Here is a 25,570-nt window from a genome sequence, read left to right on the forward strand (position 1 = left end):
TTATAGATAATGCACAAGCATCCATCAAAAATGCCGCAACTGCATCCAACGATCGAAAACCTCTCTCAATCCATTTCAGTAGTAAATCGCCATGCTAAAACAGCAACAGATCCGAAATTTCTTTATAAGCTGAAACAGGCAAGTCTGCAAAAACTGCTGAGTGAAGGGAAAGCAAAAAAGGTAGGGCTTCACTTTTCCAGCAATCCAAGAAACAGCCAGCAGCAGTCTGATATCCTGGTTCAATGTGGGGAATATACCTTTCACTTGCCGCCAACAAAAAAAGATTTTGAAGAATTGCCTCATCTTGGTTCTTTAAACCAAAACGTCAGGAATCCAAAATCTACCCTCTCTCTTAACCAGGCAAAAAAGCTGTTGATTGCATATACTGGTTTAAAAGAAGACAACCAAGATCAAAACAAGCCGCCAAGCAAACGATATGTTAAGCCTGTTTTCAAAAGACTTGGGGAAAGCTATTAGTTAAATGCATATAGCAAAAAGACTGCAAGAATTCATCATTCATGCAGTCTTTCTTTTTTAGATAATATACTCATCAACTAACAGAATTAATTCCGCTATTTCTGGTTTGCTTACTTGTGCATTCGCTCCGACACGTTTCCCTTTATGTCTTAAATCTTCCGTAATTAAGGAAGAGAAAATGATAACTGGAAGATGGCTCAGCTTAGCTTCCTCTTTAATCTTTCTTGTTAAATGATGTCCATCCATTTGCGGCATTTCAATATCTGTAATCACCAATTGGACAACATCTTCTATCTTTTTGCCAGAATCAATGACTCCTTGCAAATGTTCCAATGCTTCTCGGCCATTTTCAAAGAAATGCACCTTCTCATAGCCTGCCTCTGCTAGCGTATCCTCAAGCAGTTTTCTTAGCAATGGTGAATCTTCGACTACAATAAGCTGTTTATTGCTTCTTTCACGTGTTCCTAATCTTTTCACTTGCTGAACATTAATACCTGAATCTGGATTAATATCAACAACAATGCGTTCGAAGTCAAGAAGCAAAATCATTTCGCCATTCAGCTTAATTACACCAATGATTTGACTTTCTGCACCTTGGTACATTTCAGAAGGCTTTTCAATGTCTTCCCAAGAGATACGATGTATCTGGGAGACATTATGTACGTGAAAGATAATTTTTGTTTTGTTGAACTCAGAAACAATAAATTTATCTTTCTCCGGCTCCTCTGAAGGCGGCAAACCTAAAGCATTTGCAAGGTTTACGACTGGCAGCACTTCTCCTCTCAATTCCATAATGCCCTCAACATTAGGATGGGCATGGGGAATTGACGTAATAGGTACAGGGTTAATAATTTCTTTTACCTTAATAACATTTATCCCGAATTTATTTTTGCCTACACCAAATTCTACAATCTCTAATTCATTTGTACCTGTCTCTAGTAAGATTCCTTTATCGTTGTTCATTATTTTCGTCCTTCCTACTAAACATAATCTGCTTACTCGTTATATCGTTGCAATTATTGTAAACTTAAACATTTATTTTATAATTGGCAAAAGTTTGTTCAGATGAAAGCTTTGCCTTGATTCTTTTTTTATATCGGCCGCTTTTAAAATCTATGAAGAGTGCTAAAAAAATAATTTGCACAGATGTGTCTCATAAACCCAACAGGAGATGAGACAAAACAAAAGATAGCCAATCTAAATACGAATAAATTGTTCGGTTCATTAGCTCTCGTCCAATCGCTTTTTTCGGGGGGAGGAAGCTAAAGTGTCCTCTTTTACCCGCAGAAGTCTAGTGTCCTCCGCTCCATTCTGCTAAGACTTTTCATTATTATATTCATACAAAAAACCAAACTATTAATCGTTAATAGTTTGGTTTTGATTAGAGATTGACGTCCTTATGTTTCAGCCTATTTATTCGTTATTTATCTGTTTGTACCTTTCCGTGCACGATCAAACCAATTATAGTTAGGATGATTAGTGACCCTAATGCCATCCTGCTCGCTGTATCTCCTAAATCGGCAAAAATTAAGGTGATGCTTCCATATAGAAGCGGACCAACAATAGAGGAAACTTTACCTGAGAATGCAAATAAACCAAAAAACTGGCCCCTTTTTTCCTCGGGGGTAATTTCAACGATATACGTTCTAGAAGTAACCCACATGCTGCCAAGAGCAATACCAAACATGCTTCCAGCAATCCAGAACATCAGCTCATTCCAAGCAGCTGTTGCGATAATTAAGGCAGCAACTAATAGATACCCCACAATTCTGATTGATTGATAAGCACCGATTCTTTTTGCAATGTAACCAAAAATAAAAGAGCCTATTATGCTTGATAGTGTCGAGACTAAATATAAAACAATAAACTTGCCCGTAGAAAACCCAACTATGGCTTGTGCATAAACAGCCATCATCGCAATTGTCGTAGCCACTGCATCATTTAAGAAGAAATAAGCAATCATAAAAGTAAAGATATTACGGTAGCTCTTTGCTTGCTTAAATGTTTCATAGATTTCCTTATAGCCAGACAGAAAGGATTGTTTTTCTGCAGTCTGTTTTGGAGTATCTTTAATAATAAAGAAAAGCGGTAGAGACAATAATAAAAACAGCAAGCCTGTCGGGATAAATGATTGATGAAAGTTATCATCTCCAACAAATATGTATACAAGCAAGCCAATCAATGTCCCCATATATCCAACTGCCACACCAAATCCAGAAATAAGCGGCAGCTGTTCTTTTGTGCCAAGATCTGAAATCATCGCATCATAAAATACAAGACTAGAATGGTAAGTAAACTTTGCAAAAACGAATAATAATATAACGATAAATAATGACATAGGTATGCCTATGATAGAGTCTTGGAATGTGATTCCTCCGAAAACTCCCATCAGAACAGTTGAAATAACTGTTATGATCGTAAAAATGATAATATATTTCTTTTTCCTCCCTGTTCTATCCATAAGCACGCCAAACAAAGGGGAGAATAAAACTAACAAAAAGCTAGCTAGTGCGTTAGAATACGATATTAACGTGCTGGCTATTTGGTCTTGAACCTCATTTGAGCCAATTACCTCTTTTAAATATAAAGGGAAAAATATCGTGTTAATATTGGAAGAAAATATCGTGTTTGCTGCATCATATAGAGCCCAAGCGAGTATTGGCAATGAAAAATACAGTGCGGGCCCTCGTAAATCTTTCGTTTGGATTTTTCGTTGTTCCATTCTATAAATTGACCTCCTTCAATCAAACAGAACTTGTTTTATCATTATATGAAAGGAAATGAAGATTACCCCCATTATCCATACATTTATGGTAATAACCTCCTCCTTTTCCATCTTATCTGCTGAAATTAAAGGAAACAACCCTTTTTATGTAAATAAACTGTAATCGTAAAACTTTAAGTGTTCTGCCATACGCTTTAAAAAAGCACAACTTTGTGAATTTCGAGCTAAAATCTAATCGAAAATATCCTTTGCGAATAGGATATTGTATAGGGCATCAGTAACTTAAGATGGAGCGTATAAGGGGGGAAGTAAACCGATGAATAGTACAGCCATTTTCTTTAACCTTGATTCATCTATCATCATTGTTGAAAATATACAAATTGCAGACACTTCTGTCACAGAGGAAATAAATTTCATTTTTACGCCCGCGGATGGAGACATCGTTTTTCTCAAAAATGATATAGATTGGGACTACGGTTATTAATCTTTGCAATAAACTTTAGCGCTTTTTTCAAAGTGCTTCTTTTTTTATGGTCAGGCTAATGTTTTCAAGATAACACGGATTTGTTATGATACTAATAATAAGCAGAAAATAAAAAATAAGGTGGAAAACATGGAATATTTGATAAACAAAAAAGTAAAGGATATTGAAATATCCGGAATTCGTAAATTCTCCAACATGGTTGCAGGCAAAAAAGACATGCTTTCCCTTACAATCGGCCAGCCTGATTTTCCTACACCAGATCATATTAAAGAAGCTGCCAAAAAAGCAATTGATGAGGATTTTACGACATATACTCATAATGCAGGAGATCTTTCACTCAGAGAGGCAGCAAGTAACTTTGTCAACCAAAAATACGGCTTAAACTATAATCCCCAATCAGAGGTTATTGTAACTGCAGGCGCAAGTGAAGCAATCGATATAGCCTTCCGGACCATATTAGACGAAGGTGTCGAAGTGATACTTCCAGGACCTGTTTATCCTGGATATGAGCCGATAGTTCGCCTTTGCGGGGCAGATCCAGTTTATGTGGATATTAAAGACAATGGGTTTCGCTTTACTGCAGAGCTTATTGCACCATACATAACAAATAAGACTAGATGCATCGTTTTGCCGTATCCAAGCAATCCGACAGGTGTCAGCCTTAACAAGCAGGAACTTTTGGCTATAGCTGAACTGCTTAAAGACAAAGATATATTCGTACTGGCAGATGAAATCTACAGCGAACTACTCTTTGATGCTGATCATATATCCATTGGCAGTTTTTTAAGAGAAAAAACGATTGTGATTAATGGTCTATCTAAATCTCACAGCATGACAGGCTGGAGAATTGGTTTTCTGTTTGCTCCTGAAAGCATTTGCCAGCAAATATTGAAAGTTCATCAATACAACGTGACATGCGCCTCATCTGTTTCCCAGCGAGCAGCATTACAGGCATTAACTGTCGGCATTAATGACAGTTTAGCAATGAAAGAGGAGTATAAAAAAAGACGGGACTATCTTTACTCCCGCCTGGCAGATATGGGCTTAGAAGTGATAAACCCTGACGGCGCCTTTTACTTTTTCATTAAGATACCTGTAGCAGGCACAAGCTCCTTTGACTTTTGCTTGGATTTAGTGGAAAAGGCCAATTTAGCAGTTGTTCCAGGCAGCGCTTTTTCAGCTTTAGGAGAAGGCTATTTCCGCATTTCCTTCGCTTATTCTTTTGATACATTAAAAGAGGCATGTGACAGACTTGCAGCATATTTAGCCTCCCATTAAACAAAAAAAGGAACTCTCCTGTGCTTAAGGAGAGTTCCTTTTTTATTGCTGCCAGTATTTATATAATGCCTGTGTGCCCAACTCGTCTTGACCTAAAGCAGACAGTCTGCTGTACAAGCTTTCAGCCAGCGTCAAGCCTGGTGTTTCCATGCCCATTTTTTCTGCTTCTTCCATGGCAATTTTCATATCTTTAATAAAATGCTTAATATAAAAACCTGGGTCGAAGTCTCCTTTAATCATTCTCGGAGCCAAGTTAGTCAACGAAAAGCTGCCCGCTGCTCCTGTCGAAATGCTTTTCAAAACATTTTCCGGGTTTAAGCCTGCTTTTTCAGCATAAACAATCGCTTCACAAACTCCTATCATATTCGAAGCAATGGCAATCTGATTGCACATCTTCGTATGCTGTCCAGAGCCTGCCGGACCTTGGTAAACGATATTTGTTCCCAAGATTTCGAAAATTGGCAGCATATCATGGAAGGCTTCCTTGTCTCCTCCGACCATTATCGACAGCTTAGCCTCCCTAGCGCCAATATCGCCGCCAGAAACAGGTGCATCTAATGCATGCATCTTTTTGCTCTTAGCTTCTTCAAAAAGCTTTTTAGCCAAGCTTGGAGTTGATGTTGTCATATCAATCACATATGTATTTTCTTTGCCGTTTGTTATGATTCCATTCTCCCCTAAATACACTTCTTCCACATCTTTAGGGTAGCCAACGATCGTAATGATAACATTAGCTTTTTCCGCTGCTTCTTTCGGACTTGCAGCCCAAGCTGCGCCTTCCTGCAGCAAATCTGCTGCTTTTTCCTTCGTGCGGTTATACACCACAACAGAATACCCTTTTTTCATGAGATTGCGCGCCATGCTTTTTCCCATTACACCGATGCCGATAAATCCAATTACCGTATTTTCTTTAGAAAGCATTCCATTCTCCCTCCCAATTTCTTCGTTTGCTCCTCAATCATACCATACAGGCTTAAAATAATTCATTAACAGGACATGAGAAAAAGAAGCAAAAAAAGGACTGACTAGGCTACTAGTCAGTCAATAAGGGGAAAATGAGAATAGCTTAGCAAACTTAAAAAACTTTAAGTGCCTGTGCTTAGTTTATTTTTACCCGCTGTAAGCAATTCTAAACATGAATCCTCACTTTTTTTATTAAAAAATTTATTTATTTTTTCTGCCTGATTAAGAAAGTTTTGCTGCAGCTTTAACTGCTTCCATAACTTCTTCTGTTGTGGACATTTGCAATGCTTTTTCAGCAAGCTCTTCCATTTCTTTTTTAGACAGGTTAAGAATTTGTGATCTTGCTTTAAGGATAGATGTCGCACTCATAGAGAATTCATCCAATCCTAAACCTAACAATAACGGAATTGCTGTTTCGTCTCCAGCCATCTCTCCGCACATTCCAGCCCATTTGCCTTCTTTATGCGCAGCATCAATAACCATCTTAACAAGACGTAGAATGGATGGGTTGTAAGGCTGATACAGGTAAGAAACTCTTTCGTTCATGCGGTCAGCAGCCATTGTGTATTGGATCAAGTCATTTGTTCCGATACTGAAGAAATCAACTTCTTTCGCAAATTGGTCTGCCAATACAGCTGTTGAAGGAATCTCAACCATAATTCCAAGTTCGATTTTATCAGCAACTGTTACACCTTCAGCAGTCAAGTTTGCTTTTTCTTCTTCAAGCAATGCTTTAGCAGCACGGAATTCGTTTAATGTTGCAATCATTGGGAACATGATTTTCAAGTTTCCATATGAGCTTGCACGAAGCAATGCTCTTAATTGCGTACGGAAGATTCCAGTTTCTTCTAGACATAGACGAATTGCACGGAATCCTAGGAATGGATTCATTTCTTTAGGAAGTTCAAGGTATGGAAGCTCTTTGTCTCCACCAATGTCCAATGTACGAACAACAACCGGCTTACCTTTCATTCCTTCAAGAACAGCTTTGTAAGATTCGAACTGCTCATCTTCTGTTGGAAGCTGATCTCTGCCCATGTAAAGGAATTCTGTTCTGTATAGACCTACTGCTTCTCCACCGTTAGAAGTAACACCTTCTAAATCGTTTGGAGTACCGATGTTTGCAGCCAATTCTACATGCACACCATCAGCGCTGACAGTTTGCTCGTTAACAAGCTTAGCCCACTCAGCTTTTTGCTCTTCATATTCTGCAGCAACTTTTTTGTAGCTTTCTACTACTTCTGGAGTTGGATTGATATGGATTTCACCTTTCAATCCGTCAACGATTACTAAATCACCGTTTGAGATTTCTTCTGTCGCTTTTTTCGTTCCAACTACTGCAGGAATTTCCAAAGAACGAGCCATGATAGCAGAGTGAGAAGTTCTTCCGCCGATATCTGTTGTGAAGCCTTTAACAAATTGACGGTTCAACTGAGCTGTATCAGATGGAGTTAAGTCCTCCGCTACCACTACAACCTCTTCTGAAATCATGCTTGGGTTAGCCAAGTGTACACCTAGCAAGTGAGAAAGAACCCTTTTAGTAACGTCACGGATATCAGCAGCACGCTCTTGCATGTACTCATTATCCATTGATTCAAACATGTTGATAAACATATCTGTTGTTTCTTTCAAAGCAACTTCTGCATTTACAGATTCTGTGTTGATTTTGTCTTCAATTGGAGCGATTAATTCTGGATCGCTTAATACTAAAAGATGCGCTTCAAAGATCGCTGCTTTATCAGCACCTAATTCTTTGTTCGCTTTTTCACGAATAGCATCCAACTCTTGCTTAGAAGTAGAAAGAGCAGCTTGGAAACGGTTAATTTCAGCAGCAGCATCTTCTACTGTTTTCTTTTCAAAAGATAAATCCGGTTCTACTAAACGATATGCTTTAGCAATGGCAATTCCACTAGAGGCAGCAATTCCTTGTAAAAAACTCATTATTCAGCAAGTCCTTCCTTTTTCAATGTTTCTTCTAAACCGTTAATAGCTTCTGTTTCGTCACTGCCTTCTGCAATGATTTTAATGTCAGCGCCTTGGCCGATTCCAAGAGACATAACACCCATGATAGATTTAAGGTTAACCTTTTTTTCTTTGAACTCCAAGTTAATTTCAGAGTCAAACTTGCTTGCAGCTTGTACTAAAAGAGTTGCTGGACGGGCATGAATCCCTGTATCTGCGATAACTTTAAATTGTTTTTCTACCATTAAAAATCAAACTCCTTCATTCAAATAATAAATAAGATGCATTAAGCCTTTTCAACTTAAACAACCCTATATAATAGTCAAGAAAATTGTTTATCCATAACTAATATATAATTTAATAGCTACTATTGTAAACTGAAAGTATAAAAGATGTAAATTTTAAACTTGTCCGAATAGCCATCAAGCGTACAAGACTTGCTGGATTGTTGTGTTTACTGTAAAATCAACATTTTTATATATATTATTTGACCATTATAGTTTTTTCCAAAAGCATAAGAAAAAATGTAAATTAATGATAATTATCAGGCATTTAAGTTATTTTTAAAAAAGACATCTCAAAAGTAGGATAGCATTTCTTTTCCGATGAGACAATGAAAAATATCGCACAAACTTAAAAAAGCTTTGTACGCACATACCTCATACCAATTACCTACAACTAGTCTTTTCCTACCAACTAGCTTCTCGGTTCTTCGAGGTATTGATAAATAACATCGCCGCCTCTTTGAGCAATTCCCCGGTAATGCTTAAAATCCTCCCTCTTAACGAGTTCGAGACGGAAAGCGAGAAAATCGGCTTTGCTTACTTTATATTCCTTAAGTTCTCCAGATTTTAATTGCTCTAACACATGTATAACTTCTTCCTGCAACATATAATCCAATTACCTGCCTTTTCATTATTACCTATCATTTCTTTAAACAATGCACATATAAATATTATTATCACACATGATTGCTGGAAACAAATTTGTTCATCCTTGCATACAATGTCTATAAGATATGAATGTGCATATAATTACCAATTACTGAAAACTATGTTATAATAACTTCATTCATACGAATAAACTTTTGTCCAAGCTGTTGAACGTGTGCATAAGCCTAATATCCTACTTCTAAGATGCAAAAGTTAGCTTAGATTAACTGCATCGATTAATGGATTACCCCAAAAGGTAAGCGGTTTAATTTTAAACTGCACGAAATGGATATAAACAAATGCCTTCTTTGTTCATCATATATCCATATTTCTTTACGGGAAAGTTTTTTTAGTGCAAACTAAAAATACAGAATTATATAAATTTGGCATATAAGGAGAGAGTACAAATGAAGAGAGCTGAGGTTGGCAATATCATTGAATTTAGAGGCCTGCAAGGAATTGTAGAAAAAGTAAATGAGAATTCGGTAATAGTAGATTTGACATATATGGATAATTATCGCGACCTTGAGCTGGAACAACGTACGGTCGTTAATCATAAAAATTATAAAATAATTAAATAACAAGAAGCCGGCTATGCCGGCTTCTTGTTATTTACTCTAAGTATAAATAGCTTCTACTCTTCAGCAAGCTCTTTTTTTGTTTTGACCTTTCCGTGCGGCTTCTGTTTCTGCTTACGGACAGTCCACTCTCTTTCTTCTTCTCGTTTTGCCTTAGACATAGTGCACCTCCTTTCTTGCTATTGTTAGCATGAGCGGAGTTTTTAAAATTATCCAGCGTCAACCTATTTGCCAGTAATTCTTGCTGGAAGAAATGTTGTTGACCAAATCAAAAAAAACTGATAACATCACAAATATAATTTTATATACGAATAGCGTGCGTTGAATGTCATGGATTACACTATGGCAGGAGCAGCTTCTGGAGAGACCTTTTTCAAGGCACCGAAGGATTCACAATCTCAGGTAAAAGGACAGGAGAGTAACTGATCTATACTTTTATAGTGTATTCGTTATTCTTTGGACTAGAGATTGGAGGAATTCCAATCTCTTTTTTGTTTTAGGAAGGAACGTTTTCTCTCTTTTAACGTGTACAAATTGTAATTGTCTTTTTTATAAGAACCACTACCTTAAGCTTACATAATTTTAGGGGGTAGCAGCAGAATATGCAGTAACAACTAAAACTTTGTAAGGCGTTCTTAACAAAAGACCATCATTATAATGAGGTGATATCATGCAGCAACGACGTGCAGTTGTAAGTGTAGTAGGTAAAGATCAAGTAGGAATTATCAGCAAGGTGACTACTATCATATCAGAAAACAATGTCAACATTTTGGATATTAGCCAAACGATTTTACAGGACTTTTTTACGATGATGATGATAGTCGATATTACTCAAAAAGAAAATCTCGATGAGTTGCGCCAGCAGCTGGATGAATTGGGCAATCAGCTTGGTTTAAAAATTAATATCCAATTAGAAGACATATTCCAATCCATGCACCGTGTCTAAGAAAGAAGGGAAAAAAAGTGAAAATTGCATTAAATGAAATGATGGAAACCATCAATATGGTCCAAATGGAGAATTTGGACATCCGTACAGTTACAATGGGGATAAGCCTGTATGATTGTGCTGACTCTGATTTCAATAAAATGAACAGCGCTGTTTATAAAAAAATCACTACTTATGCAAGCAAGCTTACAGAGGTTGCCCAAGCAGCGGAAAAAGAATATGGGATCCCTATCATCAACAAACGGATTTCTATTACTCCAATTGCTGAAATTCTTGGAAATGCAACAGTAGAACAAGCAATTGAGCTGGCAAAAACTTTGGATAAAGCAGCAAAAGACTTGAATGTTGACTTTATCGGCGGCTACTCTGCATTGGTTCATAAAGGCATCACAAAAGGTGATCAAACACTGCTTGATGCACTGCCTGAAGCGCTTGCTGTAACAGAAAGAGTATGCTCATCTATCTCTGTTGCTACTACAAGGACTGGAATCAATATGGATGCTGTGAAACAAATGGGAATTATCATTAAAAACGCAGCGGAACGGACGAAAGACCAAAACGGATTAGCATGTGCAAAACTAGTTGTCTTTTGTAATCCTGTTGAGGACAATCCATTTATGGCTGGTGCTTTCCATGGAGCTGGTGAAGGAGAAGTTGTTCTTAATGTTGGCGTCAGCGGACCTGGTGTTGTGCTTAATGCATTGCGAAAATATCCTGATGCAGATTTAGGAGAGGTTTCTGACATTATTAAAAAGACAACTTTCAAGATTACCCGTGCTGGTGAGCTGATTGGTCGAGTGGTAGCAGAACGCCTAGGGGTTCCATTTGGAATTATGGACCTGTCTTTAGCACCGACGAATGCTATTAATGACAGTGTTGCTGATATATTGGAAGAAATCGGTCTTGAACGTGTCGGTACACACGGAACGATTGCAGCACTTGCACTTATGAACGATGCTGTGAAAAAAGGTGGCGCAATGGCAAGCTCCTATGTTGGCGGCTTGAGCGGAGCGTTCATTCCTGTCAGCGAAGACAATGGTATGATTCGCGGAATTCTTGATGACAGCTTAACATTGTCAAAACTAGAAGCAATGACATGCGTCTGCTCTGTTGGACTTGATATGATTGCACTTACAGGAGACGTTTCACCTGCCACCCTTTCGGCAATTATCGCTGATGAGGCAGCAATCGGAATGATTAACAAAAAAACAACTGCTGTTCGTGTAATCCCTGTACCTGGTAAAAAAGAAGGCGAAATGGTTGAATTCGGTGGCTTGCTTGGCAGAGCTCCAGTTATGGGTGTTAATCCGTACAGCTCTCAAAAGCTTATTGACCGCGGCGGCCGCATCCCTTCCCCACTGCAAGCGCTTATTAACTAACAAGTAAAAATGTCTGGCTCTTTGGAGTCAGACATTTTTTTGTGGAATCGGCTTTGCCCATAACAGCAGTAAAAAAACAAGGCTTATATACCCAAAAAGCGGATATAGATAAGACAGCAGTGTTCCATAGTGAATGAAACTGATCAAATAAGATACTGCAAAGATTAAGGCAATAATGAGGATGCCCGGGATTTTTATATACTGGTTCAATTGCCTTTCCAACCCGTAAACATTGCCTATGACAGAAGTGAAGATTTCCCCATATATGACAAGAATATATATCCAAGAAAGATTTGGAGCCAGATTTCTCATAATAGACGCCATCGGAATCGCGTAGCTGTCGATATTCTCGAGCATAATTAACGTAAAATGACTCGAAAGAAGGATAAACATTAAAGCAATACCACCGATTATCCCACCCCATTTTACTGTTTCATCATCCCCTATTTCTGAAGCTGCCGGAACAAGTACAGCAATCGCCAAAGAAAGATTTAATGCTGTATAAGAAAATGGAGATGTCAGCCCTTTCCAATCCACCATTGTGTAATCATCAATACGATCCATAAAGCCAGGCAGCTGAATCGACAAAGAAAACAAAATGAAGCTGAAAGTTATCATTATAGGTACTACAAATGTATTAACCGCAAATAATCCCTTCATACCAACAAGCATAACAATTAATGAAAGAATTATGGTAAAGATAACTCCAAAAGATTTGCTTAACCCAAGCTGCTCTTCAAAGACAGCTCCTGCCCCTGACAGCATGACAGCACATACTCCAATAAGCATGATAAGCATTAAGACATTGACTAGACTTCCTGCTATTCTGCCGAACAGAAATATTGTAAATTCCTGATATGATCTCGCTTTTATTTTTACCGATATTCTCATTAGTTTTGAGCCTAAATAAGAGAATATTAGACCAGAGGCAAGTATCCCAAACAAACCGATCATGCCAAACTGAGAGAAAAATTCTACTATTTCTTTACCTGTTGCAAAACCAGCTCCCACAACAGTACCTACATATACAGCTGCAAGCTGAAAGGCTCCACTCCATTTGTTTTTCACATATTTCCCTCCTTATCTAATCTATATGACAAAATGGACAAACAATGACGAGCATTTTCTTTGTAATCTGCTTTTATTTCCGCTAAAGTGTCTGTAATCTTTCTTTTTTCTTAGGTGGATTTTTAAAAGGACCATTAAATTTCCAATAATTTCATCAGGCAAAATAGTTGAAAGTCAAAAAAGGTCAAAGTATAATCATAATTACAAAAGGTCAAAATTGATCAAATTCCAAAAGGAGGATTTTTATATGAAATGTCAAATATGCCAAACTAACCATGCAAATGTGAGCCTGCGTTTTGTTCTAAATAATGAAGAAAACAATGTAAATCTATGCCACAGCTGCTATCAAAAAGAAAAACAAAAAATGACATCTAACCAAATGTTTTTCCAACAATCTTCCCCTTTTGATGAATTGTTTAAATCATTTAATCAAAACTTTCAACAATCAGGGGCAAGCAAAGAAAATCAAGAAGCTCCATCTCATAAAACAAATGGTATTTTAGATAAATTCGGAAAAAACTTAAATCATTTAGCTCATGCAGGTCTGATTGATCCAGTTATCGGCCGCGAGAATGAAATCGACAGAGTGATTGAAATATTAAATAGAAGAAATAAAAACAACCCAGTCCTGATTGGTGAGCCAGGTGTTGGTAAAACAGCAATCGCAGAGGGCTTGGCGCTTAAAATTTCAGAAGGCAATGTACCTAAGAAATTAAAAAACAAAGAAATCTATTTGCTTGATGTCGCTTCCTTAGTAACAAACACAGGCATACGCGGTCAGTTTGAGGAACGTATGAAGCAAATTATTCAGGAAATCCAAGAAAGAAAAAATGTTATCGTCTTTATTGATGAAATTCATCAGCTGGTGGGAGCTGGATCAGCTGAAGGCTCTATGGATGCTGGAAATATCCTTAAGCCGGCTCTTGCTAGGGGCGAACTGCATATCATTGGTGCAACAACGTTAAAGGAATATCGCCAAATTGAAAAAGACGCTGCACTTGAACGAAGATTCCAGCCGATCCAAGTGGCTGAGCCAACTGTTTCGGCAGCTGTTGCCATACTAGAGGGAATTAAAGATAAATACGAAAAATTCCATGAAGTAGCTTACACAGATGAAGCAATTAAAGCATGTGTAGAATTGTCACACCGCTACGTTCAAGACCGTTTCTTGCCAGATAAAGCAATTGATTTGCTTGATGAAGCCGGCTCTAAAATGAACTTAGCTTCAAGCTACACAAATACAGAGGAAATTGATAACCGTCTAGCAGAGATTGCTAAACAAAAAGAGGCTGTGTTAAAAGAAGAAAACTATGAAGCAGCTGCAAGCTTGCGCAAAGAGGAACAGGAGCTTGAAAAAGCATTAAATAATCCAAATACAGAAAAACCTGTTGTAGATGTTACGCTGATTCAAGAGCTGATTGAGAAGAAAACTGGCATTCCTGTCGGCAAGCTGCAACAGGATGAACAGCAAAAAATGAAAAACTTGGCAGATAATTTAGAAGCTAAAGTCATCGGTCAAAAAGCGGCTGTTCTAAAAGTGGCGAAAGCAATTAAACGAAGCCGTGCAGGTTTGAAATCTAAAAACAGACCAATTGGAAGCTTCTTATTCGTCGGACCGACTGGTGTTGGTAAAACGGAATTAACAAAAACATTAGCGAATGAATTATTCGGAAGCAAAGACAGCATGATTCGCTTAGATATGAGTGAATACATGGAAAAACACAGCATCAGCAAAATCATCGGCTCTCCTCCCGGTTATGTCGGCCATGAAGAAGCAGGTCAGTTAACAGAACAAGTACGTCGCAATCCGTACAGCATCATTCTGTTAGACGAAATTGAAAAAGCACATCCAGACGTTCAGTCAATCTTCCTGCAAATTTTAGAGGATGGCAGATTGACTGACAGCCAAGGCAGAACAGTAAGCTTTAAAGACAGTGTTATCATCATGACAAGCAACGCCGGCATCGGCCATAAACGCATCGTCGTTGGTTTTGAGAATAACGCTGCATTAGAAGAAAGCACTCTGCTTCAGTCATTAGGCAATTTCTTTAAACCGGAATTCTTAAACCGCTTTGATGCAATCGTTGAATTTAAATCATTAGAAAAAGAACATTTGCTAAAAATTACTGATTTATTATTAGAAGACCTTTCAGATGCACTGGCAGAACAGCATATCACTTTGACTGTTACTGCTGAAGCAAAAGAAAAACTGGTAGAACTGGGAACACACCCAGACTTTGGTGCACGCCCGCTAAGAAGAGTCATTCAAGAGCATCTCGAAGACAGCCTTGCTGACTTTATCTTAGATGAACCAGAGGCTGGCGAACTTACTGCCGTATTAGAAGATGATAACATCATCATTAAACAAGTGAACAGCAGCACGGTTGTCCAATAAATGCTTCAACGCTCAGAACATTTCTGAGCGTTTTTTTTACTTATAAACATTTATCCCACAAGCTTCACATCTTAGCTTGTAAAAGAATTGCACAAGTTCCGATTCTGTTTGGATAGTGTCAAAAAGGCGTATTAACGTCCTTTTACCGACACGTCTATCAAGCAGAGCTAAGATTTTTATCAGCATATTGCTTGATTGCAAGGATACGTGAATTTGTGTGCTGAAGTATTGTTGCAGCCCATCAAAAAAATCAGCTTGGGCAAAGCTCTCCTCCTTCATGCGTTTATGAGCAAAGTCCCCTCTCGCTGTTGTTTTGACAAAACCATCTAAATCATCTACGTTAACTGATGTTCTGACATTCTCTAATTTTTTTCGCTCAGCTGTTATTGTACACATATTCCATACTTCTTTTTTATCCACCGTAATAACCGCTCTTCCTAAGTTATCATGGACTTTACGATAATTGATAATCAAAAAATCGACTCTGTTTATTAAGGATGGACTTATAAAGCTTTGTAAATGCTTTTTTACTTTACTCCATTTCGGTGCAAACATATTAAACCTCCAACGGATAATTTACATCTTTTTCCTTCATTTTAACATATACAACAAAAACAGAGCTGTAATATCCAGAAGGTGAGATACTATTTTCATTTAGCTCCCCTACAAATCAGACATCATTTTACTAAAGAAAATCTACATGGTAGAATAAACATTGGCTTTACACTCTATATTTTTGTAATTTAATAAGACATTAACATGTTACCATATAAATGGTATTCATTTTTTCTACATATTTTTACTTGGTTAGGAGCTACTTTAATGAAATACAAGAAATTATTACTGAGTACGGTTTTAGTGACACTGCTCGCTGCTTGTAATAACGACACTGGCAATGGAGGCACAGAAGAAACTGTTCCAACTACTGTCATACAAAACAAAGAAATTTACCGAATTGCAGAGCCTGTTAAAGTAAATATTGCAAGAGGCGCAATAGTAAACAATGTCGATAATCTAGTCGACATTAAAGAGTTGGAAATGGGCTTGATGGATTTATCAACAGACCAATTCCCAACAGATAACTACTATCTGCAAGAAGGGCAATATTTGGATTCAGCAACGATAAACAGCTGGATTGCAAGAAAGTCAGATGACAAAAATGGCTTAAACCCATCGTTAACAGATACTGGCGACATATTAAAGGACGAAAAGAAAAATCCGAAGGTGCTTTCACATGTGCTCGAACAAGATTATGTGAATAGCAAAGGAAAGATTCAAGGCATCTCTTTAGCTGTTTCCTTAAATAAAATCTATTATATTCGAGCAACAGATGATGCAGGATTGGTTTATACAGACGAAATAAAGGTAGATCAAACAGAAAACGGTAAAAACGAAGTCGAAGAACAAGGGAAAAAAATTGCAGAAACGATTTTGAAGAGAATAAGAGCGAACAGCGATATCCCAGATGTTCCAATATTTTTAACTCTTTATGAAGAAACAAATAAAGGCAATATCGTGCCAGGTAAGTTTTTAGCTTCCTCTTATATTGACAAAAACGACAATACTATTGCTAAATGGAATGACATTAACAGAAAGTATATCGCCTTCCCTTCGAGTACATTTGAAAGCTTAGACCGCTCGTTATCGAATGTTCTTTCGACGCTGGAAGAAGATATACAAACACAGTTTAAATCATTGAACATTATCATGACCGGAAAGCTTCTCTATGAAGAAGACGAGCTGTCCAATATTACCCTTGATATTGAAGCACCTAATATCACCTCTTCTGAAACAACAGCCATGATAGAGTATGTCGGCGGCAAAATTGAATCACAAATACTTCCGGATTATTTACCGATTACTGTTCAACTGTCTGGAACAAATGAAGAATCAAAAGCAATTATGATATGGGACCCTTCTGAAAAAGAAATTAAAACAGAAATATATGAGTAAACGAAAAAACCGGCAAGGAGTATTCCTTGCCGGTTTTTTTTCCTATATTTCATTCTCTGACTTTAGCACCTTTATGAATGCTTAACATACTTTATTAGTAATAAAGGAGTTGATTCATTAATGCAGCCATTCCAGCAATGGCAACAGCAAACGAAACTGCCCCTTTCCATTATACATTTCTAAACAATTTCCCGATATAATGAAGCAATTATCCCCTGCTTATACTGTCTCAGCAGAGCCTGTGTTTCTTGATCACCTATTAGACAAAAACCTGCGCGTTATTATAACAATGGGAGCATTAGATGAAGTATGGAGCGGGGTCGCGATTGACCATATTCCATTAACTGCCGGCGATGCTCATTATCATATTCGCTATCCGCACATCGTTTACTTTGTCGGAAAGCCATAGATTATTTCTAAAACGTCTTTAAAAAAAGAAGACTACATCATAATGATGTGGTCTTCTTTTCCTCTTTAAAGCTTGCTGTCATCAACAGATTGAAGCCATGCATCAATTTCTCCAATTACTGATTCCACACAGCCATCTTCAAATGGAGATATCAGGTTTGCTTCCTTCACCAGTTCTGTGAAAGGCAGGCTTCCCCCCAGCTGGCATAGTTTCACATAATCAGCCCAAGCTTCCTCCTGATTCTCTCTTGATCGCTTCCAGAATTGGAAGGCACAAATCTGGGCAAGCGTATAATCAATATAATAGAACGGAGATGTGTAAATATGGGATTGTCTTTGCCAGAAGCCGCCCCCTTCTAGATAGTCATTTCCATCATAATCTTTATGCGGCAAGTATTTTTGTTCAATTTCTCTCCAGGCCTGCTTTCTTTCCTTCGGTGTTGCTTTCGGATTTTCATAAACCCAATGTTGAAACTCATCAACAGACACTCCGTATGGAAGGAAAAGCAAGGAGGAGCTTAAATGGGAAAATTTATATTTATCTGCATCTTCCTGGAAGAACAGGTCCATCCACGGCCATGTAAAAAACTCCATGCTCATTGAATGTATTTCTGCCGCTTCATATGTCGGCCAGTAGTATTCTGGGATATCAAAATTAGCACCGCTTGAATACACCTGGAATGCGTGTCCTGCTTCATGTGTCAATACATCGATATCACCGGAAGTTCCATTGAAGTTAGAAAAGATAAACGGCGCCTTATAATCCTCAATAAAAGTGCAGTACCCTCCGCCGGCTTTTCCTTTTTTAGCGACTAAATCCATCAGTTCATTTTCATTTAACAGTTTAAAAAACTCGCCTGTTTCTTTTGACAATTCATTGTACATCTTTTGGCCATTTTCAAGGATCCATTCTGAATCACCTTTAGGCGCTGCATTACCTGATAAGAAATTGAACGGTTCATCATAAAATTTTAGTTCTTCTACGCCAATTCGGCTCTTCTGTCTTTCTTTTAACTTAGATGCAAGGGGAACAATATGCTCCTTTACCTGCTCTCTGAATTTAGCAACCATCTCTGCATCATAATCTGTGCGATACATACGGTAGTAAGCAAGCTCAACAAAATTATTGTATCCTAATTTCTTTGCGATTTCGGTGCGGACCTTAACCATATCATCATAAATCCGGTCAAGCTGTGCTTCATTTTCCGCTAAAAAGGCAAACTTCTTCTCATTTGCATCCTTCCGGACAGCACGGTCTTTCGATTCAGTAAAAGGCTCCATTTGTGCCAATGTTCTTTCTTCACCCTCAAAATGAATCTTTGCAGAAGCCATTAGCTTTGTATATTCTGTTGACAGCTTATTTTCCTGCTGCAGCAAAGACATTACTTCTTCGGAGAAGACTTTCAGCTGAGCGTCTGCTAAAGCGAATAATTGTTTGCCCCATTTCGCTTCAAGCTCATCCTTGAATTTCGATTGCACAAGTGCCTCGTAATACTTCGTTTCTAACCCTTCTATTTCAGGAGAGATTTCGTCAATATAATCCTGCTCCTGTTGATAGAATTCATCAGCAGTATCAACCGAATGGCGTATATAGCAAATATTAAACTGTGTGGAAACATTGTTGCGGATCTTATTGATTTTTTCAATTACTGCAATCTGCTGTTCGAGATTTTCAGCAGTTTTAAAGGTTTCTAATAATGCGCCCATCTCTTTTTTTATGCTAGTTACATCTGGTCTTTCGTATGTAAATGCTGAAAATTTCACGTATGTTCCTCCAAGCTATTTTATTTTTCACAAAGCTTTCATAATTATAGTTGTATAACGGAAATAAATCTAATTTCTTATCCAACTATTCTTATTATACAGCGAGCCTCTATATTCCTGCATTCTTAGTAAAACTTGTTTATACTAATATATTATTAGTATAAAAAAAAGAGGGGTATCTCCCCTCTTTAAACAAATTGGTTATTTTTTTCCGCTGGCAGAAAGACCTAATCTTTTTACAAGCTGTATGACGGTTTCCTTTTCTTCAGTGGAAAGCTCAGACATTAGATCATGAATTCTTTGTTCATGGCTTGGAAAGATTGTTTCGATCATTTCTTTTCCGCTGTCGGTAATGGATGCAAATGTCACCCTTCTATCAGTAGGACAGGCAACCCTTTTCAAATAGCCTTTTTCCTCAAGTTTATCCACAACATACGTGATACTTCCGCTTGCCAATAAAATTTTTCCGCCAATTTGCTGCAAAGGCTGATCACCTTTATGATACAGCAGTTCTAAAACAGCAAATTCTGTTGGATTCAATCCATATGTGTGAATAAGTTTATTGACGTTTTCGTTAATTGCTCGATATGCTCTTGACAGCACAATAAATAATTTTAATGATTGATTTGTTTCTTCATTGCCCATATTTATTCTTCCTTTATATAAAAATATCTCGAATTCAAATTAATTATACTTTTTTTCCTTGTATTTGTCAATTTCTCTTCTTACCATACCCTTTTTTTCCGAATGAATCAACAGGATTGTTTACAGACAATTTGTTTAATCGAAAGATAGGCATCTAGTTGCTTACTTCTTTTGGAATTTATGGTATATTATAAGTTTAGAAACAAATCTACTTAAAACATAAATTGGTTATTTTTAATGGAGAAGATGTGTATGATTGTTAAAAAATTATTAATATATATAACTGTTGCCATCTTCCCGTTTCTTCTGGCAGCAGGGATATTATTGTTTACAAAAGAAAAGGAAGAAGTCGCAAAGCATGAGAGAAATGCATACAGAATTGCTTCTGTTCATCAAAGGCAATGGGATAATTTTATTAATAAAACGATTAACTCATTGAATACTGTCAGCATCATGCTGGAATCCTCTTCAGGTAATTGGGATAAAGCTAAACAAAATATCTTCCTGAAAAAGCTCCTGTTACAGGAGCAAATGTATGGAGGAATTTACATACTCGATCCTGCTGGCAATAGAATTGCTGGAACAGACAGGAAAATTGAAGAAATGGCTATCCCTCAAGAAGATTATGTAAAAGAAGCCATTAAAGCAAAAATTGCAACCGTCTCAAACAAAACAGATTACCTTGTCGATGGACAAAAAGTAATCGGTCTTGCCAAGCCAGTTTTAGATGATCAGCAGCATGTGGTGAACTTAATTATTGCTTATTTAAGGGTCGATTATTTATCGAATGTGATGGAAATGCTCACACCCAAAAGCAATATTGCCGTTATTAGCGAAGAAAAAGAAACTATATTAAGTATGAATAAACCAATATCTCTAAGCAGCTCCACAATTGCCTTGCCTATGAACAGCTTACCTTGGAAGATAATTGTAGAGCAAAAAGAAATTAAAACCGAAAAAATCTTAACAAAGAACTGGCCTTTACTGCTCATCTTCTTTATATGTTTTCATTTACTGTATTTTGTCATCATTCTTTATCATCACAAAAAGAAAGCAGACCAAGAAAATAAAGAAAATGAACTGCATAAGCTCGAACTGGTCGGCAATATGGCCGCTAGTTCTGCACATGAAATTAGAAATCCTTTAACTGGCATCAAGGGCCTCGTACAGCTGTTAAGTGAAAAGCATAAGGATGCGGAAGATCAATTCTACTTCTCGATTATTCAAAAAGAGATTAATAGAATTAATGAAATAGTCAGCCAGTTTCTGATTTTGGGCAAACCGACAGAACTTAAAAAACAGCTTTTAAACATTGAAAACATTGTTACAGAATTAAAGCCCCTGATCCTCTCAGAGGCAAATCTTTATAACGTAGAATGTCATTTTGAAATTGCCAAAAAAAAGCTGTTTGTATATTGCAATGCTGATCAAATGAAACAGGTCATTCTAAACATTACGAAAAACGCATTAGAAGCAATGGAAAACGGCGGTACACTGACAATTAAATTAAAAGAATTGAATAATCGTGTCAGCATTACGGTATATGACACTGGTGTAGGTATTCCTGAAACAGAACTGAAAAAGCTGTTTGAACCGTTTTATACATCCAAGTCATCTGGAACAGGCTTAGGTCTTGTCGTATGCAGAAGAATTATTCAATCATTCAATGGGGAGATATATCTTTCAAGTGTGGAAAACAAAGGTACGAAAGTGGATATTATCCTGCCGTTAAATTCATAACAAAACATATCAGAGCCTTTAGCAAAAAGTCCTTATCTATATAAGGGCTTTCTACATTTCTTAATGAGGCGAGGCGACGATGGCTCTTGCTTTCATACTTTATTAAAAACTCTTAGAAGGGATATAGTGATAGATGCTAATCTTAAATGCGTAAACTGTCCATAACCCTTCAGCATTAATCGAAGGTTTTGTTTTGTCATCATCCTTCATGCTGTTTTTCTTAATAAAAGAAAACTTTCCTTATGTACAAAAACATCGTTACTTTTCCAGATAAAATAATGCATGGCGCAAAATCAAAATGACTTTACCTGATTTGTTACAAGAAACTCTCGTTGTCTTTTATATTTGGAATATAACAGATTGTCCCAAGGAGGCGAGAAGAAAGGATATTGACTTTCAGCCATTAACGTATTCTTTTTTAAATGAAAGGCAATGTTGTAATGTTTCATAGTATCTCTGAAATCTTTTTGTGCTGGTAGACGAGATGCTTTGGCCATACGATCATTGATTTATAGGATTTTTTCACAAAATTCATCTTTGTCTTTTGCAGCCGAACATGCAATTGATACTGAAAAATCAGCTCATCGAGTTCCTGACTGTATCGGACTGTTTCCTCACTCGTATACCCTGAACGTTGCGCTTCCTCAATCATCACCTCTCTCTTCTTTTGGATAGCAAGCAGTAATTCTTGTTTCCTCGGTTGCACTTTCTTTTCCTCCTAATCGTATTTATATTAATTATTTGTAAAGACAAATTCACGTTTACTTGATGAATTATTACAAGAAAATAAATAAAAGTAAATAGAATCGCAATATTAGACATTTTTTTCTTTAAAATAGGTATTTGGAATTAGAATAGTCAAAAAATAACTGGATTTTCGACAAATAAACCTTCAAAAACCTCCATAACCCCCCAAAAACATGAAGCGCTTTCATTTTATTTTTGAAAAATATTATTGTTTAAGTGCTTTTTATCGCTAAATCACCATACAAAATTTTACATTATTTAGCCTTTATTTTCGACGTTTTCTTTCAGAAAAGGAAAAACCCGCCTGCTTTACTTTACGACGGGTTTTTGCAAGTTATTCATTAGCCAGCTTTCTGAGCCGTTCTACAGCCTCTAAAAGCCGTTCTTCTGATGTGAGCAAGCCTGCTCTGACATATCCTTCTCCATATTCTCCAAATCCTGTTCCTGGCGCTACAGCAATATGAGCCTTCTCTAATAAATAGTCTGCAAACTGCTCAGAAGTATAGCCGTCAGGTACCTTCAGCCATGCAAAAAACGAGCCGCTCGGCGCCTCCACCTTCCAGCCGATACTTTTTAATCCATTGATGAAGACATCCCTTCTTCGTTGATACATGCTGTTTAGCTTGTCTACTTCCTCAAGGGAACTGGTCAGAGCTGTGATAGCTGCTTCTTGTACTGCTCCGAACAAACTGACATACAGATGGTCTTGGTAAAGGTTTAGTGCAGAGATTATACTTTTGTTTCCTACTGCAAAGCCTACTCTCCATCCTGCCATATTAAATGTTTTCGATAAGGTGTAGATTTCAATGCCGGCATCCTTCGCTTTCGGGGTGGAGAGAAAACTGATTGGTTTTTTTCCGTCAAATCCAATTGCTCCATAAGCAAAATCATGAACTACACAAATATCATGTTCAAGGCTTAGAGATACTGTTTCTTGGAAGAATTCACTCGTCGCCGTAGCCCCAGTCGGATTATTGGGATAATTTAAGAACAGCAATTTTGCTTTCTCCAGCACAGAATTAGAAAGCTTACTATAATCTGGAAGAAATTGATTCTTCTCTTCAAGAGGCAGCATTACCATCTCACCTTGTGCAAGTGCCACACCTGACAAATAATCAGGATAGCCAGGGTCTGGCAGCAGCACCGTATCACCTGGATTAAGAAGACATTGAGGTATTTCCACTAAACCAGCTTTTCCTCCGAACAAAACAGCCACCTCTGTTTCCGGGTCCAAATCTACGGCGTATTCTCGCTTGTAAAATTCAGCAACCGCTTTTTTTAAGGCAGGATAGCCTCTAAAAGGGGAATATTTATGGTTGATTGGCTTTTCTGCAGCATTCTGCAGGCTTTTAACAATATACTCAGGTGTTGGTTGGTCAGGATTGCCTTGACCTAAATTAATTACATCACAGCCCTTTTCGGTGTACGACGCTACCTTTTCTACAAGAGATGCAAAAAATTGAACTGGGAGTCTGTCTAACAAGGCTGATTGACGATATTCCTTCATTCCTTCTACCTTCTTTCTAAATTAATACACGTATTTTAATACAGTCGTCTTTTTTCTTGATGCACTTCACCTAGAAAATATATAATATTCAAATTATTTATGTTATAAAAGAAGCAAGGGAAGTAAACGTAAATGTTGTTTTTCATTATAAGCGATAAAATTCAAGATGAATAGAGGGTGATTTTTTTGGAATGGAACATAAGCATCATTCAAATGGATATTGTTTTTGGTGATCCAAAGCAGAATTTTCTTGCTGCTGAAAAATGGATTAAAGAAGCCTGTGCAGGAAAGCAGACAGATATTGTCATTCTGCCAGAATTGTGGACGACAGGCTATGATTTGCCACATCTTGACACTATTGCAGATAAACATGCAGAGAAGGCAATCAGCTTTTTGCAACATCTCGCTAGGAGCTATCAAGTTCACATTATCGGAGGTTCTGTTGCCAATAAAAAGGAGGATGGGATTTTTAATACACTTCTTGTCATTAATAAAGAAGGAGAGTTAATACATACTTACGACAAGCTCCATTTATTTAAACTCATGGATGAACATCTTTATTTACAAAGCGGAACAGCAACTGGGCTCTTTCAGCTGAATGGAGAAACGGCAGCAGGTCTGATTTGCTATGATATTAGATTTCCGGAGTGGGTCCGTACACACACTTCCAAAGGAGCTAATGTGCTGTTTGTATCAGCAGAATGGCCGCTTGCAAGGCTTGCTCATTGGAGAGCACTCTTAATTGCCAGAGCTATTGAAAATCAGTGCTATGTGGTCGCATGCAATAGAAGCGGTTCTGATCCTGCAAATGTGTTCGCAGGCCATAGTATGATAATTGACCCATGGGGAGAAATTGTCGGAGAAGCAGGAGAAAACAGTGAAATCCTAGCACGGACCATCGACCTAGCTAAAGTATCCGAGGTACGAAACATGATTCCAATTTTCTCTGATAGAAGACCAGAATATTATGGATAAGAAATAGGGATAGATGATTCTATCCCTATCATTTTGCCCACATTTCCTCCGGGTTCAATTCATAAATATTATTTTCCCTATACATGAAATGGTTAATGATAAATTCTCTGCGAATCGTCGCATAATCATCAAAAAACCTTTTGATATATTCATTTAATTCTTTCTCTTCGTATTTTATGCCTTCTTTAAGCCCCTTTATGATATGGCGAAAGATGATTAATTTCTTCTTTCTTTGTGCAGGGATATTCTTGAGCCTTCCGTCTGAACCGATAAAATTCTCGATAATCTTAGCTGCTTCTTCATTATTCCTATTCATATCCAACGACTGCTCTCCTTTCTCCAATAGAGACAATTTAACAAGCGCTTCTGCCTGTTGGGAAATGACTGATTTATTTAAATAAAAATAAATCGTGTTTTTTTCTCTTCGTTCATACACTACATTTATTTCTCGCAGTTTCTTTAAATGGTGTGTGATAGTAGGTGCTGTCAATCCTAATTTGCCTGCAAGAGCAGTACCATTCCACGGCTTTGCTGCTAGTAAAGCAATAATTCTGATTCTTGTTGGATCACCGATTGTTTTGTGGAAAGCGACCAGCCTGTCTAACTGCATATAACCACTCCTAAATTAGATAATCGTCTAATTA

The 25,570-nt window shown here is 37.4% G+C and carries 25 protein-coding genes and 1 riboswitch; of the genes, 11 read left to right on the plus strand and 14 right to left on the minus strand.

All coding sequences use genetic code 11. From position 1 onward, the window contains the following. Positions 1-9: 9 nt before the first annotated feature. Positions 10-477 carry a YkyB family protein gene (locus LXM54_RS08155; protein WP_233314621.1) on the plus strand — a complete coding sequence of 156 codons (468 nt, stop codon included), beginning with the start codon at positions 10-12 and terminating at the stop codon, positions 475-477. Positions 478-534: 57 nt separating this feature from the next. On the opposite strand, the gene LXM54_RS08160 is transcribed toward LXM54_RS08155, so the two are convergent. Next, positions 535-1,440 (minus strand): chemotaxis protein, encoded by a 906-nt coding sequence (locus tag LXM54_RS08160; RefSeq protein ID WP_233314623.1) that lies wholly within the window; start codon positions 1,438-1,440, stop codon positions 535-537. A gap of 457 nt (positions 1,441-1,897) precedes the next feature. Further along, positions 1,898-3,199: an MFS transporter gene (locus LXM54_RS08165; RefSeq protein WP_233314624.1), complete on the minus strand. Its 1,302-nt coding sequence runs from the start codon at positions 3,197-3,199 to the stop codon at positions 1,898-1,900. A gap of 319 nt (positions 3,200-3,518) precedes the next feature. On the opposite strand from LXM54_RS08165, the gene LXM54_RS08170 reads away from it, so the two are divergent. Both LXM54_RS08170 and LXM54_RS08175 read left to right on the plus strand, forming a co-directional pair. Beyond that, complete coding sequence (locus LXM54_RS08170) at positions 3,519-3,686, plus strand: hypothetical protein (protein WP_233314625.1); 168 nt, start codon at positions 3,519-3,521, stop codon at positions 3,684-3,686. Between the two features lie 129 nt (positions 3,687-3,815). Continuing rightward, positions 3,816-4,964 carry an aminotransferase A gene (locus LXM54_RS08175; protein WP_233314627.1) on the plus strand — a complete coding sequence of 383 codons (1,149 nt, stop codon included), beginning with the start codon at positions 3,816-3,818 and terminating at the stop codon, positions 4,962-4,964. A gap of 42 nt (positions 4,965-5,006) precedes the next feature. Here the strand turns inward: LXM54_RS08175 and LXM54_RS08180 are convergent, their stop codons facing one another. The 4 genes from LXM54_RS08180 to LXM54_RS08195 all read right to left on the minus strand — a co-directional run bounded on the left by LXM54_RS08180 (position 5,007) and on the right by LXM54_RS08195 (position 8,780). Next, positions 5,007-5,885, minus strand: a complete 879-nt coding sequence (locus LXM54_RS08180) for an NAD(P)-dependent oxidoreductase (protein ID WP_233314628.1) — start codon at positions 5,883-5,885, stop codon at positions 5,007-5,009. Between the two features lie 264 nt (positions 5,886-6,149). After that, positions 6,150-7,868 (minus strand): phosphoenolpyruvate--protein phosphotransferase, encoded by a 1,719-nt coding sequence (gene ptsP, locus LXM54_RS08185; RefSeq protein ID WP_233314630.1) that lies wholly within the window; start codon positions 7,866-7,868, stop codon positions 6,150-6,152. After that, on the minus strand, positions 7,868-8,134 hold the full coding sequence (locus LXM54_RS08190) for a phosphocarrier protein HPr (RefSeq protein ID WP_127735011.1): 267 nt from the start codon (positions 8,132-8,134) through the stop codon (positions 7,868-7,870). The genes ptsP and LXM54_RS08190 overlap by 1 nt, the downstream gene beginning before the upstream one ends. A gap of 451 nt (positions 8,135-8,585) precedes the next feature. Beyond that, positions 8,586-8,780 (minus strand): hypothetical protein, encoded by a 195-nt coding sequence (locus tag LXM54_RS08195; protein WP_233314792.1) that lies wholly within the window; start codon positions 8,778-8,780, stop codon positions 8,586-8,588. Positions 8,781-9,228: 448 nt separating this feature from the next. Here LXM54_RS08195 and LXM54_RS08200 point away from each other — a divergent pair, with 448 nt between their 5' ends. After that, positions 9,229-9,402: a YkvS family protein gene (locus LXM54_RS08200; RefSeq protein ID WP_233314631.1), complete on the plus strand. Its 174-nt coding sequence runs from the start codon at positions 9,229-9,231 to the stop codon at positions 9,400-9,402. A 53-nt stretch (positions 9,403-9,455) separates the two neighbouring features. Here the strand turns inward: LXM54_RS08200 and LXM54_RS08205 are convergent, their stop codons facing one another. Next, entirely contained in the window at positions 9,456-9,560 is a 105-nt protein-coding gene (locus tag LXM54_RS08205) for a DUF6254 family protein (protein WP_233314632.1), read from the minus strand. A gap of 187 nt (positions 9,561-9,747) precedes the next feature. Beyond that, positions 9,748-9,823: riboswitch (glycine riboswitch) on the plus strand. Positions 9,824-10,069: 246 nt separating this feature from the next. On the opposite strand from LXM54_RS08205, the gene LXM54_RS08210 reads away from it, so the two are divergent. Then, on the plus strand, positions 10,070-10,345 hold the full coding sequence (locus LXM54_RS08210; RefSeq protein ID WP_233314633.1) for an ACT domain-containing protein: 276 nt from the start codon (positions 10,070-10,072) through the stop codon (positions 10,343-10,345). A gap of 17 nt (positions 10,346-10,362) precedes the next feature. Further along, positions 10,363-11,724: a PFL family protein gene (locus tag LXM54_RS08215; RefSeq protein WP_233314635.1), complete on the plus strand. Its 1,362-nt coding sequence runs from the start codon at positions 10,363-10,365 to the stop codon at positions 11,722-11,724. Positions 11,725-11,751: 27 nt separating this feature from the next. Here the strand turns inward: LXM54_RS08215 and LXM54_RS08220 are convergent, their stop codons facing one another. After that, the gene (locus LXM54_RS08220) at positions 11,752-12,792 is read right to left on the minus strand and encodes a YkvI family membrane protein (RefSeq protein ID WP_233314636.1); all 1,041 of its coding nucleotides are present in this window, start codon (positions 12,790-12,792) and stop codon (positions 11,752-11,754) included. Between the two features lie 247 nt (positions 12,793-13,039). Between LXM54_RS08220 and LXM54_RS08225 the strand changes: the two genes are divergently transcribed. Beyond that, positions 13,040-15,187, plus strand: coding sequence for an ATP-dependent Clp protease ATP-binding subunit (locus LXM54_RS08225; RefSeq protein ID WP_233314638.1), 2,148 nt, complete (start codon positions 13,040-13,042; stop codon positions 15,185-15,187). 36 nt (positions 15,188-15,223) lie between these two features. Here the strand turns inward: LXM54_RS08225 and LXM54_RS08230 are convergent, their stop codons facing one another. Next, on the minus strand, positions 15,224-15,742 hold the full coding sequence (locus tag LXM54_RS08230) for an SF0329 family protein (RefSeq protein ID WP_233314639.1): 519 nt from the start codon (positions 15,740-15,742) through the stop codon (positions 15,224-15,226). Between the two features lie 267 nt (positions 15,743-16,009). On the opposite strand from LXM54_RS08230, the gene LXM54_RS08235 reads away from it, so the two are divergent. Further along, positions 16,010-17,140: a CamS family sex pheromone protein gene (locus tag LXM54_RS08235; protein ID WP_233314642.1), complete on the plus strand. Its 1,131-nt coding sequence runs from the start codon at positions 16,010-16,012 to the stop codon at positions 17,138-17,140. Positions 17,141-17,339: 199 nt separating this feature from the next. Continuing rightward, positions 17,340-17,549, plus strand: coding sequence for a DUF2642 domain-containing protein (locus LXM54_RS08240; RefSeq protein WP_233314643.1), 210 nt, complete (start codon positions 17,340-17,342; stop codon positions 17,547-17,549). A 65-nt stretch (positions 17,550-17,614) separates the two neighbouring features. On the opposite strand, the gene LXM54_RS08245 is transcribed toward LXM54_RS08240, so the two are convergent. Continuing rightward, positions 17,615-19,312, minus strand: coding sequence for a M3 family oligoendopeptidase (locus LXM54_RS08245; RefSeq protein ID WP_233314644.1), 1,698 nt, complete (start codon positions 19,310-19,312; stop codon positions 17,615-17,617). A 201-nt stretch (positions 19,313-19,513) separates the two neighbouring features. Next, on the minus strand, positions 19,514-19,957 hold the full coding sequence (locus tag LXM54_RS08250) for a MarR family winged helix-turn-helix transcriptional regulator (RefSeq protein WP_233314645.1): 444 nt from the start codon (positions 19,955-19,957) through the stop codon (positions 19,514-19,516). Positions 19,958-20,209: 252 nt separating this feature from the next. Between LXM54_RS08250 and LXM54_RS08255 the strand changes: the two genes are divergently transcribed. Further along, positions 20,210-21,697, plus strand: a complete 1,488-nt coding sequence (locus tag LXM54_RS08255) for a PAS domain-containing sensor histidine kinase (protein ID WP_233314646.1) — start codon at positions 20,210-20,212, stop codon at positions 21,695-21,697. 445 nt (positions 21,698-22,142) lie between these two features. On the opposite strand, the gene LXM54_RS08260 is transcribed toward LXM54_RS08255, so the two are convergent. Both LXM54_RS08260 and LXM54_RS08265 read right to left on the minus strand, forming a co-directional pair. After that, positions 22,143-22,403 carry an aspartyl-phosphate phosphatase Spo0E family protein gene (locus tag LXM54_RS08260; RefSeq protein ID WP_233314647.1) on the minus strand — a complete coding sequence of 87 codons (261 nt, stop codon included), beginning with the start codon at positions 22,401-22,403 and terminating at the stop codon, positions 22,143-22,145. Positions 22,404-22,778: 375 nt separating this feature from the next. Further along, positions 22,779-23,951 (minus strand): pyridoxal phosphate-dependent aminotransferase, encoded by a 1,173-nt coding sequence (locus LXM54_RS08265; RefSeq protein WP_233314648.1) that lies wholly within the window; start codon positions 23,949-23,951, stop codon positions 22,779-22,781. 186 nt (positions 23,952-24,137) lie between these two features. On the opposite strand from LXM54_RS08265, the gene LXM54_RS08270 reads away from it, so the two are divergent. Then, complete coding sequence (locus tag LXM54_RS08270) at positions 24,138-24,926, plus strand: carbon-nitrogen family hydrolase (RefSeq protein WP_233314649.1); 789 nt, start codon at positions 24,138-24,140, stop codon at positions 24,924-24,926. Positions 24,927-24,954: 28 nt separating this feature from the next. On the opposite strand, the gene LXM54_RS08275 is transcribed toward LXM54_RS08270, so the two are convergent. Beyond that, positions 24,955-25,536, minus strand: a complete 582-nt coding sequence (locus LXM54_RS08275) for a DUF2087 domain-containing protein (protein WP_233314650.1) — start codon at positions 25,534-25,536, stop codon at positions 24,955-24,957. Positions 25,537-25,570 lie beyond the last annotated feature (34 nt).

This window comes from Bacillus sp. Au-Bac7 (assembly GCF_021341655.1).
In the GTDB taxonomy this organism is placed as follows: Bacteria; Bacillota; Bacilli; order Bacillales; family Cytobacillaceae; genus Niallia.

Excerpts from the sequence above, each read along its gene's own strand:
- LXM54_RS08155 (WP_233314621.1), top strand. The coding sequence starts at position 10 with ATGCACAAGCATCCATCAAAAATGCCGCAACTGCATCCAACGATCGAA.
- LXM54_RS08160 (WP_233314623.1), bottom strand. The coding sequence starts at position 1,440 with ATGAACAACGATAAAGGAATCTTACTAGAGACAGGTACAAATGAATTA.
- LXM54_RS08165 (WP_233314624.1), bottom strand. The coding sequence starts at position 3,199 with ATGGAACAACGAAAAATCCAAACGAAAGATTTACGAGGGCCCGCACTG.
- LXM54_RS08170 (WP_233314625.1), top strand. The coding sequence starts at position 3,519 with ATGAATAGTACAGCCATTTTCTTTAACCTTGATTCATCTATCATCATT.
- LXM54_RS08175 (WP_233314627.1), top strand. The coding sequence starts at position 3,816 with ATGGAATATTTGATAAACAAAAAAGTAAAGGATATTGAAATATCCGGA.
- LXM54_RS08180 (WP_233314628.1), bottom strand. The coding sequence starts at position 5,885 with ATGCTTTCTAAAGAAAATACGGTAATTGGATTTATCGGCATCGGTGTA.
- ptsP (WP_233314630.1), bottom strand. The coding sequence starts at position 7,868 with ATGAGTTTTTTACAAGGAATTGCTGCCTCTAGTGGAATTGCCATTGCT.
- LXM54_RS08190 (WP_127735011.1), bottom strand. The coding sequence starts at position 8,134 with ATGGTAGAAAAACAATTTAAAGTTATCGCAGATACAGGGATTCATGCC.
- LXM54_RS08195 (WP_233314792.1), bottom strand. The coding sequence starts at position 8,780 with ATGTTGCAGGAAGAAGTTATACATGTGTTAGAGCAATTAAAATCTGGA.
- LXM54_RS08200 (WP_233314631.1), top strand. The coding sequence starts at position 9,229 with ATGAAGAGAGCTGAGGTTGGCAATATCATTGAATTTAGAGGCCTGCAA.
- LXM54_RS08205 (WP_233314632.1), bottom strand. The coding sequence starts at position 9,560 with ATGTCTAAGGCAAAACGAGAAGAAGAAAGAGAGTGGACTGTCCGTAAG.
- LXM54_RS08210 (WP_233314633.1), top strand. The coding sequence starts at position 10,070 with ATGCAGCAACGACGTGCAGTTGTAAGTGTAGTAGGTAAAGATCAAGTA.
- LXM54_RS08225 (WP_233314638.1), top strand. The coding sequence starts at position 13,040 with ATGAAATGTCAAATATGCCAAACTAACCATGCAAATGTGAGCCTGCGT.
- LXM54_RS08230 (WP_233314639.1), bottom strand. The coding sequence starts at position 15,742 with ATGTTTGCACCGAAATGGAGTAAAGTAAAAAAGCATTTACAAAGCTTT.
- LXM54_RS08235 (WP_233314642.1), top strand. The coding sequence starts at position 16,010 with ATGAAATACAAGAAATTATTACTGAGTACGGTTTTAGTGACACTGCTC.
- LXM54_RS08240 (WP_233314643.1), top strand. The coding sequence starts at position 17,340 with ATGAAGCAATTATCCCCTGCTTATACTGTCTCAGCAGAGCCTGTGTTT.
- LXM54_RS08250 (WP_233314645.1), bottom strand. The coding sequence starts at position 19,957 with ATGGGCAATGAAGAAACAAATCAATCATTAAAATTATTTATTGTGCTG.
- LXM54_RS08255 (WP_233314646.1), top strand. The coding sequence starts at position 20,210 with ATGATTGTTAAAAAATTATTAATATATATAACTGTTGCCATCTTCCCG.
- LXM54_RS08265 (WP_233314648.1), bottom strand. The coding sequence starts at position 23,951 with ATGAAGGAATATCGTCAATCAGCCTTGTTAGACAGACTCCCAGTTCAA.
- LXM54_RS08275 (WP_233314650.1), bottom strand. The coding sequence starts at position 25,536 with ATGCAGTTAGACAGGCTGGTCGCTTTCCACAAAACAATCGGTGATCCA.